The sequence below is a fragment of the Photorhabdus sp. RM322S genome, from assembly GCF_042879395.1.
GTDB classification, from domain to species: Bacteria; Pseudomonadota; Gammaproteobacteria; order Enterobacterales; family Enterobacteriaceae; genus Photorhabdus; species Photorhabdus khanii.
Genome location: NZ_JBHFKW010000027.1, coordinates 49483 through 62861 on the forward strand (window position 1 = coordinate 49483; position 13379 = coordinate 62861).

Consider the following 13379-nt stretch of genomic DNA (forward strand, 5'->3'; position numbering starts at 1 on the left):
ATTCCATTAGTGAGGCAGTTTTTCATGCGGGATCGCAATTTCGATGATATTGCAGACAAATTCTCTCGTAATATTTACGGCACAACCAAAGGTAAAATCAGGCAAGCCGTTGTCTGGCAGGATATCAGCGAATTACTGGCTCAATTACCACGACGTCCACTGCGTATTTTAGATGCAGGTGGCGGTGAAGGGAATATGGCATGCCAATTAGCTGAACTGGGTCATCAGGTGATACTTTGCGATTTATCAGAAGAAATGATCCAACGGGCAAAGCTGACCGCCGAAGAAAAAGGGGTCAGCCAAAATATGCAATTTATACAAAGCCCGGTACAGGAAATTAGCCAATATATAGAACAGCCGGTAGATCTGGTATTGTTTCATGCAGTACTGGAATGGATTACCGATCAGAAATATGCAATAGAAGTGTTAACGAATATCATTAATCCTGGCGGCGCGCTGTCTTTAATGTTTTACAATGCCAATGGTTTGGTCATGCGTAATGCTATTTTAGGTAATTTTCATTTGGCGACACCCAATATGCCGCGTCGCAGAAAACGTTCACTGTCTCCTCAGAATCCGTTGGTGCCTGAACAGGTATATCAATGGCTTGATGAATTAAATATGGTGATTACCGGTAAAACCGGTGTGCGTGTTTTTCACGATTATTTGCAAAGTCGCCAATTACAGAGCAAAAACTTTCCAGCGTTGCTGGAATTAGAACAGCGTTATTGCCGACAGGAGCCTTATATCAGTTTGGGGCGTTACATTCATGTAATGGCACGCAAGCCGGCATTAAAGGATGAATTATGAGTGAATATTCCCAGACTATCCCGGAACTGGTGTCCTGGGCCAGGAAAAATGATTTTTCCATCTCTTTGCCGGTGGAAAGGCTGGCTTTTCTGATGGCAATCGCGGTATTAAACAGCGAGCGTCTTGATGGTGAGATGAGCGAAGGGGAGCTGATTGACGCTTTTCGTGAAGTTTGCAAAGGATTCGAGCAAACGGCGGAGTCCGTCGCGGTGCGGGCTAACAATGCCATCAATGACATGGTGCGCCAGAAACTGCTTAACCGTTTTACCAGTGAACTGGCCGATGGCAATGCAATCTATCGCTTAACCCCGCTTGGTATCAGTATCAGTGACTACTACATTCGCCAGCGGGAATTTTCTACCTTACGCCTCTCTATGCAGCTTTCGATTGTGGCGAATGAGCTGCACCGGGCGGCAGAGGCGGCGGAAGAAGGGGGAGATGAATTTCATTGGCATCGCAACGTCTTTGCGCCGCTGAAATATTCTGTCGCGGAAATCTTCGATAGCATTGACATGTCCCAACGCCTGATGGATGAGCAGCAAAACTTCGTTAAAGAAGATATTGCGGCGTTGCTGAATCAAGACTGGCAAGCCGCGATTGCTAACTGCGAACAGTTGTTATCAGAAACATCAGGGACATTGCGGGAGCTGCAAGACACACTGGAAGCGGCGGGAGATAAACTACAGGCCAATTTGCTGCGTATTCAGGATGCGAATATGGGCAGTGGCGGATCAGAGCTGGTTGATAAACTGGTGTTTGATCTGCAAAGCAAACTGGACCGTATTATCAGTTGGGGTCAGCAGGCGATTGACTTATGGATCGGCTACGACCGCCACGTTCACAAATTTATCCGTACCGCGATTGATATGGATAAAAACCGTATTTTCTCCCAGCGCTTACGTCAATCAGTGCAGCACTATTTTGATAACCCGTGGACACTCACCATTGCCAACGCAGAGCGTTTACTGGATATGCGTGATCAGGAACTGGCGTTACGTAATGAAGAAGTGACCGGCGAACTGCCGTTAGAACTGGAATATGAAGAATTCAGTGAAATAAACGATCAACTGGCGGCAATGATTGAAAAAGCCCTGTTGGTATATCAGCAGGAGCAACGCCCGCTGGATTTGGGGGCGGTACTAAGAGACTACCTTGCTCAACATCCGCTTCCCCGTCACTTCGATGTGGCGCGTATTTTGGTGGATCAGGCTGTGCGGTTGGGTGTTGCAGAAGCGGATTTCTCTGGGTTGCCAGCGGAATGGTTAGCGATTAATGATTACGGAGCCAAGGTACAGGCACATGTCATCGACACATATTGAACAATTTATGCCGGTTAAACTGGCACAGGCGTTAGCCAATTCACTTTTCCCGGAACTGGACAGCCAGCTTCGCGCGGGCCGTCATATCGGGATAGATGATCTTGATAATCACGCTTTTCTGATGGATTTTCAGGAGCAATTGGAAGAATTTTACGCCCGCTATAATGTGGAGTTGATCCGTGCACCGGAAGGCTTCTTCTATCTGCGGCCTCGTTCGACCACCTTGATCTCCCGTTCGGTATTATCAGAGCTGGATATGATGGTCGGCAAAATCCTCTGTTATCTCTATCTCAGCCCGGAACGGCTGGCTAATCAGGGGATTTTTACCTCTCAGGAACTGTATGAAGAACTGATCTCGCTGGCTGATGAGAGCAAACTGATGAAGTTTGTCAACCAGCGTTCTTCCGGTTCGGATCTGGATAAACAGAAATTGCAGGAAAAAGTGCGCACGACGCTCAACCGTCTGCGTCGTTTGGGCATGGTCTATTTCCTGGCGAATGACAGCAACAAATTTACCCTCACTGAGGCGGTATTCCGTTTTGGTGCTGATGTACGCAGTGGCGACGATCCTCGTGAAGTACAACTGAGGATGATCCGTGATGGTGAGGCAATGCCGGTTGAAGGCAGCTTGTCGCTTGATGACAGTGAAAATGATGAAACACCGGATAACTCAGCAGAGGGTGCGGGAGATGAACAACCATGATTGAACGCGGTAAATTTCGTTCGCTGACGCTGGTTAACTGGAATGGTTTTTTTGCCAGAACTTTTGATCTTGATGAACTGGTGACCACCTTATCAGGCGGTAATGGCGCGGGTAAATCCACCACGATGGCGGCATTTGTCACCGCGCTTATTCCTGATTTGACGCTGCTCCATTTCCGTAACACTACCGAAGCGGGCGCCACTTCCGGTTCCCGTGATAAAGGGTTACACGGCAAGTTACGCGCGGGAGTCTGTTACTCAACCCTGGATGTGATTAACTCCCGCCATCAGCGAGTGGTGGTTGGGGTGAGACTGCAACAGGTGGCGGGCCGTGACCGCAAAGTTGATATCAAGCCCTTTATGATTCAGGGCTTGCCGACGGCTATCCAACCCACTCAGTTACTGACTGAAAATGTGGGTGAAAGGCAGGCGCGTGTATTGCCGCTAAATGAACTGAAAGACCGCCTTGATGAAATGGAAGGCGTGCAGTTCAAACAATTTAACTCCATCACGGATTATCATGCGCAGATGTTTGATTTGGGCGTGATCCCCAAACGCCTGCGTTCAGCCAGTGATCGTAGTAAATTCTATCGCTTGATCGAAGCTTCTCTGTACGGTGGTATCTCCAGTGCGATTACCCGCTCCTTGCGCGATTACCTGTTGCCGGAAAATAGCGGTGTCCGCAAGGCGTTTCAGGATATGGAAGCCGCATTGCGCGAAAACCGCATAACGCTGGAAGCCATTCGGGTAACCCAATCTGATCGCGATCTGTTCAAACATTTGATCACCGAAGCAACTTCCTACGTTTCCGCCGACTATATGCGCCATGCCAATGAGCGTCGTACTCATCTGGATGAAGCGTTAGCATTGCGTGGTGAACTGTTTGGCAGCCAGAAACAACTGGCGACTGAGCAGTATCGTCATGTCGAAATGGCCCGCGAACTGGCTGAACAGAATGGTGCTTCTTCTGATTTAGAAACAGATCATCAAGCTGCCAGTGACCACCTGAATCTGGTGCAGACCGCCATGCGCCAGCAGGAAAAAATCGACCGTTATCAGGGGGATCTGGAAGAGCTGTCTTACCGGCTGGAAGAACAGACAGACGTTGTTGAAGAAGCAGCGGAAATTCAGTCTGAATATGAAGCCAGAGCGGAAGCGGCAGAACAGGAAGTGGATGAACTGAAAAGCCAGTTGGCGGATTACCAGCAGGCACTGGATGTTCAGCAAACCCGGGCTATTCAGTATCAACAGGCCTTACAAGCGCTGGAACGCACCCGTGAGCTTTGCCGGTTACCGGATCTTTCCGTTGATAACGCAGAAGAGTGGCTGGAAACCTTTCAGGCTAAAGAACAGCAGGCGACAGAAGCCCTGTTGGCGCTGGAACAGAAATTAAGTGTTGCGGATGCGGCGCATCATCAGTTCGAACAGGCGTATCAACTGGTTAAAAACATCGTTGGCGAAACCAGCCGCAGTGAAGCATGGCAGAGCGCCCGCGAATTGCTGCGTGACTGGCCATCACAGCGACATCTGGCGGATCGGGTGCAGCCATTGCGGATGCGGTTGTCTGAACTGGAACAGCGGCTGAACAACCAGCAGAACGCAGAGCGTTTATTGAGCGAGTTTTGTCAGCGTCAGGGGCGTCAATATCAGGCTGAAGATCTGGAAGCGTTGCAAAATGAACTTGAAGCTCGGCAAGAAGCGTTGAGCCTGAGCGTCAATGAAAGCGGTGAACGCCGTATGGAGATGCGTCAGGAACTTGAACAACTGAAACAGAAAATTCAGTCACTGACTGCCCGCGCACCGGTTTGGCTGGCGGCGCAGGATACCCTGAACCAACTGTGTGAACAGAATGGTGAGGCACTGGCAAGCAGTAATGACGTAACCGAATATATGCAGCAGTTGCTTGAGCGTGAGCGTGAAGCCACGGTAGAGCGTGATGAAGTTGCGGCGCAAAAACGTAAGCTGGAAAAGCAAATCGAGCGCCTCAGCCAGCCAAGCGGCGCGGAAGATAGCCGGATGATTGCCTTGGCAGAACGTTTCGGCGGGGTTTTGCTGTCGGAAATTTATGACGATATCACCATTGATGATGCGCCTTATTTCTCAGCCCTATACGGACCGGCGCGTCACGGCATTGTGGTGCCGGATCTTTCTCTGGTACGCCCGCATCTTGAAACGCTGGAAGATTGCCCGGAAGATCTCTACTTAATTGAAGGGGATCCACAATCCTTTGATGACAGCGTATTTCATGCCGAAGAACAGACCAATGCGGTACTGGTCAAATCGTCTGATCGCCAATGGCGTTATTCCCGTTACCCTGAATTGCCGCTGTTTGGTCGCGCCGCCAGAGAAAACCGTTTGGAAGTCTTGAATCTGGAGCGTGATGCCTTGGCAGAGCGTTATGCCACGCTCTCTTTTGATGTGCAGAAAATTCAGCGTGCTCATCAGGCGTTCAGTCAATTTGTCGGTAAACACCTGTCTGTGGCATTTGATACCGATCCGGAAGCTGAAATCCGTGAACTGAAACAGCGCCATACGGAACTGGAACGTGAAGTGTCCCGGTTTGAAGATCAAACTCAACAGCAGCGCCAGCAATATACACAGGCGAAAGAAAGCCTGACCGCATTAAACCGCCTGATCCCTCAAATCAGTCTGTTATTGGATGAAACTTTAATTGATCGCGTAGAAGAAGTGCGCGAAGAGAGGGACGAAGCGCAGGAAGCGGCGCGTTTCCTGCAACAACATGGTTCGGCGCTGACAAAACTGGAACCTATGGTTGCGGTTTTGCAAAGTGATCCACAGCAACATGAACAGTTGCAGCAGGATTATGCAATCGCCAAACACAGTCAGCATCAGGCTAAACAACAGGCTTTTGCGCTGGTGGAAGTCGTACAGCGCCGTGCGCATTTCAGCTACAGTGATTCTGCGGGCATGCTCAGTGAAAATGCGGATCTGAATGACAAACTGCGTCAGCGTCTGGAACATGCGGAATCGGATCGCAGCCGCGCCCGTGAACAACTGCGTCAACAGCAAGCGCAGTATTCCCAGTTTAACCAGGTGCTGGCATCCCTGAAAAGCTCCTATGAAACCAAACAGGATATGCTGAAAGAGCTGCTACAGGAGATGAAAGATATCGGTGTGCAGGCGGATGCGAATGCTGAAATTCGCGCCCGCGAGCGTCGTGATCGACTCCATGAAGCACTCAGCGTTAACCGTTCCAGAGTCAATCAGCTTGAGAAACAGATCGCCTTCTGTGAAGCGGAAATGGAAAGCGTGCAGAAAAAACTGCGGAAACTGGAACGCGATTACCATCAGATCCGTGAACACGTGGTTGTTGCTAAAGCGGGTTGGTGTGCAGTGATGCGCATGGTGAAAGACAATGGCGTTGAACGTCGCCTACATCGCCGTGAACTGGCGTATATGGAAGGTGGCGCGTTACGTTCCATGTCGGATAAAGCGTTGGGGGCATTGCGTCTGGCGGTGGCTGATAACGAACATCTGCGTGATGCTTTGCGTTTATCGGAAGATCCTAAACGGCCTGAACGTAAAGTGCAGTTCTTTATTGCTGTATATCAGCATCTGCGTGAACGTATTCGTCAGGACATTATCCGCACTGACGATCCGGTTGACGCGATTGAACAGATGGAAATTGAGCTGGCCCGTCTGACGGAAGAACTGACTGCCCGCGAGCAAAAACTCGCTATCAGTTCGAAGAGTGTGGCGAATATTATCCGAAAAACCATTCAGCGTGAGCAGAACCGTATTCGTATGCTGAATCAGGGATTACAAGCCGTCTCCTTTGGTCAGGTTCGTGGTGTGCGGCTGAATGTGAATGTGCGTGAAAGCCATGCAATATTGCTGGATGTACTTTCTGAACAGCAGGAACAACATCAGGACCTGTTTAACAGCCAGCGATTGACCTTCTCTGAGGCAATGGCAAAACTTTATCAGCGCCTGAATCCGCAAGTGGATATGGGGCAGCGCTTGCCGCAAACCATAGGTGAAGAATTGCTGGATTACCGTAACTATTTGGAACTGGATGTTGAAGTTAACCGCGGATCGGATGGCTGGTTAAAAGCGGAAAGTGGGGCGCTATCGACCGGTGAAGCGATTGGTACCGGCATGTCGATTCTGGTGATGGTTGTACAGAGTTGGGAAGAAGAATCTCGCCGTTTGCGTGGTAAGGATATTTCCCCTTGTCGGTTGCTGTTCTTGGATGAAGCGGCGCGTTTGGATGCCAAATCTATCGCTACTTTGTTTGAATTATGCGAACGCCTGCAAATGCAGTTAATTATCGCTGCACCAGAAAATATCAGCCCTGAAAAGGGGACCACCTATAAATTGGTGCGTAAAGTATTTAAAAACCACGAACATGTTCATGTGGTCGGGCTGCGGGGATTTGGGCAGGATGCTCCGGCAACTCAATTGATTTCAGATGCTACCGCTTAATTAAATGGATGACTTGCGATAGTCATTGATAGAGAAAATAAAGAGATTGCGCCACGGATGGCGCAATAGATAGTTTAGCTTGAGATTGTACAGTTTATTTTCTGCTTATCAGATTAGATATTATTGATACGAGAAAAGGACATATTATTCAGTCCGCTTGGTTTTTTGCTTAATATTCCTTCAATATAAAAGAAAGTATGCTACCATTCACCGATGAAGAGAAAAAATACACCAACGCCACATGACGCTGTTTTTAAACAGTTTTTAAGTCATATTGATACTGCCAGAGACTTTTTGGAGATCCATTTGCCTGCGACATTACGGGCAGTTTGTGATCTGGATACACTGCGGTTGGAATCAGGGTCGTTTATTGAAGGCAATTTGCGTGCGCATTATTCCGACATTTTGTATTCATTGAAAACAGCGCAGGGTGACGGATACGTATATTGCGTGATCGAACACCAGAGTTCCCCGGATAAGATGATGGCATTCCGGCTGATGCGATACAGTATTTCCGCAATGCAGCGGCATCTGGAACAGGGACATGAAAAATTGCCGCTAGTTATTCCGGTGTTGTTCTATCACGGGAAAATACAGCCGTATCCCTGGAGTACCCATTGGCTCGACTGTTTCGATGATCCGGCCCTGGCGGAGGAAATCTATTCCAATAAATTCCCGCTGGTAGATGTGACGGTAATTCCTGATGATGCAATCCTGACGCACAAACGGGTCGCGCTACTGGAAATGGTGCAAAAGCATATCCGGCAGCGAGATATGGCAGAGTTGCTGCAAGAGTTGGTCATACTGCTGACGTATGATTACTATACGGATGAACAGCTAAAAAGCGTGCTAAACTACTTATTACAGGCGGGAGATACCGCCGATCCAGAGGGTTTTATCCGGCGACTGGCAGAACAGTCCCCGAAGTATGAGGAGGTACTGATGACAATAGCGCAGAAACTCGAGCAGAAAGGACGCCAGGAAGGACGTCAGGAAGGACGTCAGGAAGGACGTCAGGAAGGACGTCAGGAAGGATTGCAGGAAGGCGAAAAACGGGGGATCTTGAAAGTCGCGTGGGCGATGATCGACATGGGTATCGACCGTGAAACGATAATGAAAACTACCGGGTTGAGCCAGAACGAACTTGAGCAAATACGCCACTAACTCGTATTGAGAGTTCTTCATCAGCATTCAACGATTCGTGTTAAAAGAGGATCTTACGGTGACTGTCAGAACAGTCACCAAAGTATGAGTATCGACCGTGAAACGGCGATGAAAATTACTGGACTGAGCCAGAGTGAGCTTGAACACATGTCCGACAAATTTACTGTTGATACGTTATCGGCATAAAAATGCGTGAGTCAATGCACGAAACGCATAGAAGCGGCACATTTACATTCCAAGCGATAAGACCGAGTCTGAATCTACGTGCTTCTGAAATCTCTGTTCTTAAGCAGAACTGAGGTTAATTAAATAAGCATTTTGTGGGTAAATTCTGGCAAGATTACTTTTTCTGACAACAGAATGATAAGAAGCCCGTTAAGCGGATTAACGCGCTTCTTAAAGATATAGAGAGAACGCCATTCCGTGGTATTGGTAAATCTGAGCCATTGAAACATAATCTTACAGGTTATTGGTCACGTCGTATTACCGATAAGCATAGGCTAATCTATAAAGTGGAAGGTGATCGATTGATTATTCTTTCTTGCCGGTATCATTATTAATGGGGTAGTACCTCATATTTCTCGTCTGAAATTATTTGTAAATTTTTAAGAGTAAATAAAATCAGGATAATCCGCTAAATACTACTATTTATTTTACGGTAGTCATATGAGTAGGAAAAAATGCGCCCCAGAGGGCGCAATAATATTGATTTTATTTATTGATAGTGACATTTACCTAAGTATTTTTAGTTTATGTCAGAGGCCAATTCAAGAACACCACGCTATCATTGTAATGACTATTGGTACCATTTTCAGCACCGATAATAGCGGTTCCCGGATTTCCATCAAATGTATTATCGAAATAACGAAGTTTGCATGGTTTGCCATCTCCTGCAATCTCAATACAGACTTTGCCTGTACCTGATGTGTAGGCTTTAGTTGCCATTAGATTATTTTGTCCTTTACCGGTTAATGTATCTACCAGAAGATCGTCAATATATACTTTTACAGTTTGCGGAATATTTGTATTAGCGTAGGCTGTCAGGGCGAATATAATATTTTGAGGTAACTGGAAACAATGTTTACCCGTGTCATTAGTACCACATGTTCCACTACAGACGCTACTATTGCCTCCATTATTGCCTCCATTATTGCCTCCATTATTGCCACGGTGACTTCCTAATAAATCGGTATCGACCGATACTGCCGCTTGAACATTTTTGAAGACTAATCCTCTCCAACCATTATTATCGTTGGAGAGGATGATTGGCCCGGCATCAAGTGCATTCAAATTTGGGTCGAACCGAATAAAAGAATCACCTTTGAAAAAATAAATAAAATTTCCATCGATATCTGGCCATGAAATAACAGCACCCAGATTGCTACTAAATGCTGCATATTTCCCAGTCATTCCCCACCGATCTGAAATAGTGTTGGTCTTAATTGTGTGTAAATCGATGGTGTAATCTACACAATGTTCACCTTTAAAGAAACAGACGGTGTTTGTAGTCAATTCTATGGCTGCATCTATTCCATTTTCCAGTTCTGTTCCTTTTAATCCAGGCCACCCATCTATAATGAAGTTCGGTCCATCAACGACCTCTGCTTTTGCGATATCGAATTTAAGATATAGTGAACCTTTAAAAAAATATAAAAAACCATTTAAATTAATAATATCGTCAATATATCTTTGGAACCCGGCAGGTAGGTTGGGCCAATCTTTAGCGATGGGTTGGGGGTAACCCATGTATGCATTTAAACATTGATTATTGAACTTAATGTTTTCTTCATTCAGGAAGAAATAACTAGATATATTCATTGTTATATATCCTTTGTAATTAGAAAATAAGAGGTAATTTAAATATTTTTAGTGCATCGGAATTAAAGTTTCATAATAAAAGCTAATAAATAATAAGGCGGAATTATATCAACACTATGATTATGTGAAGGGGACGATGCTGTTGCTGGGTGATTATGTCCTTGTCCACCTCCTGTGAATGATGTGTAGGCATAATAATTATTTCCATTTGAAGGTTTCCACCATATTGAACTACTACTATGATTATTTATTTGATATTCGGTTTTGGTATTAGCGGTAGGACCATATTTCATTCCATGATCAATATAGTAAGACATACCCCCAATATGTTTATGACTAGGTATTTGTGACTCTGTTAATACTGTATTTTCCACAGTAACATTTACAGAGACTGTTGTTGATGTTGTATTTTTGGAAAAGCTTTTTTCGGTGCCACTACCATTAGCTTTACTACTGCTTTGCCCTGTTTCAGAAATAGTTTCACCGCACATGACAAAACGACTTCTTAAATCTGGGGTTCCATTATTACCATCACAAAAAGCCCAGCCTGTAGGAGCATCCATACCGGAGAACATCATAATCATTCCTTTTGGCAGTACATTATTGGGATCAATACTGATGCCGTTACTGTCTACTTTTAAGCCGCCGTTAGGGTTAATTTTTATTGCTTGTGTATAGTCATCACCCGGTTTTAGCGCTGAATGTGGATTATCAGTCCGACCGGGCGTTTTACCAACTGTATGGCGATCCAGAGTATTGGTATTCTCTGTATTGGATTCTGAAGTGGACCGGTTATATTCTTTTTCCATTTTTATCACCTTGTATATGATATTGAGTTGTTTTGTTCATCAATGAAATTGATGATTTTTTCCTTCATTTACTATTTACATTTAAAATATAAAAAACGTTTATTGCTTTTTTTCATTAGTTTTGATTTAAGGGTATAGCTACCGCAATAACATGATTTATAGATGTTATTGTTTATATTTAAAAATTTATCCAATAGTTATTTAAATAATTTTTCGTGAAACAAAACAATTATGGGCGGGGGATTTTTGGACGCAACATCAATTAATAACAGAGATTGTTAATCGATATTTATTTTCTCTGGTTGTTCAATTTTAAGTATGACAAGTCGGGGATAATGAATAGTGTTATTTTTATTGCTTGGGATAAGTGGATTGGTTTTATTTTCAATGCTGGCCTTTTGCGACACCCTCTTCAGGGTGAGGAGGATGTCAAAGCAGAGTTCTGTTTCATCACGAAGAGCGAAGGTGGATTACAGGTAAGCTCAGTATGAAAAATAGAGCTTACAGTAATCCAATAATCGTTTATGGCTTAATAACTTGATCTTCAATATTGAATTTGAATAATGCATCCTCATTTAAAGTTCTTGGCAGTAGCATTTTAACAATAGGCAAAAATTTACCTGTTGCGTCTTTATAATCACGCTGATCTTTTTGCGCATCAGCTAAGCCTGAATTTTCTGAATAAAAAAGGGCTTCAATAGGTAATTTATTAGGATCATTTTCTTCCCAGGTTGACATTCTGATTTCATTCTGTTTTGGTGGAGTATTAGGAGTACGTGGAAGTTTTTTGATACTTTCTAACATTTGATAGAAAGCTATAGCTGGATTATTTACATCTTTAGTAACATTAAATCCACATTGAAAAAGATCTTGAGAGTTTACTTTCCTATAATTTTTTATCCAATCATCGGAATTCATCACATTTTGTTCTTGGCAAGATTTACCTTTACCTGTCGCTTTAGTAATATTTTCACCACAACCTTTATTCGTTCTCTCATTTGTATAGCCATCGATAGGAAATGCACACAATACAGGAAAATCGACTCTATCTTGAGGTGCTATATGTTCAGGGAAAACAATAAATCCATTTTTATATCCATAAGCTAAGCGTTTAAACTTAGCGTCTTTCCTTAAATATGAAAAAGAAACACCACCACTTTTTATAGATGATGGGCTAGGTTGCCAAAATTTATGATTATTTGAATGTATAGTGCCACGCAATATAACGCCAGAGCAAAGAAAAGCGGATGATTGAGCATCACCACAATCTTTAACGGTATTATTATATTGTTGAGTTAATATACTCGAAATATTATTTTGTACCTCGGTTTCATTTTCCGTTTGAGTGAAAGCAGAAGTATTTGCTGAAAAAAAGACAATACTAAGGAGCAAACCTACAATAGGCTTTTTCATAAAATCCTCACTTAATTTAAAGTGTATTAATTGAAATTAAATTGTTCCTCGTTCACTTCCTAGTAAAGTCTTTCACTGTTTTGTTTATATCACAACTATCAGATTTGATAGTTGTTCTAGTCAATTATTGGACTAATCTTAGTATTAACATTTTGAAATATTTAACAATACCCAGGTTAAATTATGATTGACTTGTATGAATTTTATTCAGATTGTGTTGTTGAGGAATTTAATGATCTTCATTTTGTTATTAAAACCATTCAATCTATTACTGATATAGAATGGTATTCTCTCTTTTACTCTTCAACTAAAAATAATATTAAAGAAGCAAATTTCATTACCAATAATGATCAATTAGCCTTAACATATCAAAAAGAAAAATATATCAATAACAATCCCGTTTTTGAATATTGCATAAAAAACACTATCCCTTTCATATGGGATTGCAATAAACTAGAAGAAAAATCACTTTTTTTACATGAAATTAAGGATTATGGAATAAACCATGGCATATCTTTTCCTATGCATGGTATTAATCATGATTTTGGAATTTTAACTTTATCTTTTTATTGCAAAGAAGATGATTATACAAGGACAATAAATAAAAATTTCAATCAACTAATGGCATTAAGAGATATAATACTACATTATTTGATTATTTTAAAAAACAAAAAAAATAAAAAAAACAACATTAAATTAAGTGAAAGAGAAAAAGAAGTTTGTTCTTGGTATTTAATTGGAAAAACAACATGGGAGATATCACGCATACTTAATTGCTCAGAAGCAAATGTTAATTTTCATTTTAAAAAAATTAGAGAAAAATTTAATGTTAACTCTAGAGGTGCAGCCATAATAAAGGCCATTGAAAATGGCCAAATAGAATTATGAAGCCTTGTTT

General features: G+C 43.4%; 9 protein-coding genes and 1 pseudogene. 7 read left to right on the forward strand and 3 right to left on the reverse strand.

The window, feature by feature from the left end:
- The first annotated feature begins 24 nt into the window (after positions 1 to 24).
- The 6 genes and pseudogenes from cmoM to ACGF63_RS16050 all read left to right on the forward strand — a co-directional run bounded on the left by cmoM (position 25) and on the right by ACGF63_RS16050 (position 9001).
- A complete protein-coding gene (cmoM, locus tag ACGF63_RS16025) occupies positions 25 to 810 on the forward strand; it encodes a tRNA uridine 5-oxyacetic acid(34) methyltransferase CmoM (RefSeq protein WP_036848579.1) in 786 nt (261 codons plus the stop codon).
- The gene (mukF, locus tag ACGF63_RS16030; RefSeq protein WP_387631989.1) at positions 807 to 2129 is read left to right on the forward strand and encodes a chromosome partition protein MukF; all 1323 of its coding nucleotides are present in this window, start codon (positions 807 to 809) and stop codon (positions 2127 to 2129) included. Before cmoM ends, mukF begins: the two co-directional genes overlap by 4 nt.
- Positions 2110 to 2832, forward strand: coding sequence for a chromosome partition protein MukE (gene mukE / locus ACGF63_RS16035; RefSeq protein WP_387631992.1), 723 nt, complete (start codon positions 2110 to 2112; stop codon positions 2830 to 2832). The genes mukF and mukE overlap by 20 nt, the downstream gene beginning before the upstream one ends.
- Positions 2829 to 7277 (forward strand): chromosome partition protein MukB, encoded by a 4449-nt coding sequence (gene mukB, locus ACGF63_RS16040; protein WP_387631994.1) that lies wholly within the window; start codon positions 2829 to 2831, stop codon positions 7275 to 7277. The genes mukE and mukB overlap by 4 nt, the downstream gene beginning before the upstream one ends.
- Before the next feature lie 213 nt (positions 7278 to 7490).
- Positions 7491 to 8441 carry an Rpn family recombination-promoting nuclease/putative transposase gene (locus tag ACGF63_RS16045; protein WP_132352069.1) on the forward strand — a complete coding sequence of 317 codons (951 nt, stop codon included), beginning with the start codon at positions 7491 to 7493 and terminating at the stop codon, positions 8439 to 8441.
- A 320-nt stretch (positions 8442 to 8761) separates the two neighbouring features.
- Positions 8762 to 9001: pseudogene (locus ACGF63_RS16050) on the forward strand (Txe/YoeB family addiction module toxin).
- A 190-nt stretch (positions 9002 to 9191) separates the two neighbouring features.
- Here ACGF63_RS16050 and ACGF63_RS16055 read toward each other — a convergent pair.
- From ACGF63_RS16055 to ACGF63_RS16065, 3 genes are all read right to left on the reverse strand, one after another.
- Positions 9192 to 10259, reverse strand: a complete 1068-nt coding sequence (locus ACGF63_RS16055; protein WP_387631998.1) for a fucose-binding lectin II — start codon at positions 10257 to 10259, stop codon at positions 9192 to 9194.
- Between the two features lie 62 nt (positions 10260 to 10321).
- Positions 10322 to 11068 (reverse strand): hypothetical protein, encoded by a 747-nt coding sequence (locus ACGF63_RS16060; RefSeq protein WP_387632001.1) that lies wholly within the window; start codon positions 11066 to 11068, stop codon positions 10322 to 10324.
- 522 nt (positions 11069 to 11590) lie between these two features.
- The gene (locus tag ACGF63_RS16065; protein ID WP_387632004.1) at positions 11591 to 12481 is read right to left on the reverse strand and encodes an N-acyl homoserine lactonase; all 891 of its coding nucleotides are present in this window, start codon (positions 12479 to 12481) and stop codon (positions 11591 to 11593) included.
- Positions 12482 to 12664: 183 nt separating this feature from the next.
- Between ACGF63_RS16065 and ACGF63_RS16070 the strand changes: the two genes are divergently transcribed.
- Positions 12665 to 13369 carry a LuxR C-terminal-related transcriptional regulator gene (locus ACGF63_RS16070; protein WP_132352063.1) on the forward strand — a complete coding sequence of 235 codons (705 nt, stop codon included), beginning with the start codon at positions 12665 to 12667 and terminating at the stop codon, positions 13367 to 13369.
- Positions 13370 to 13379 lie beyond the last annotated feature (10 nt).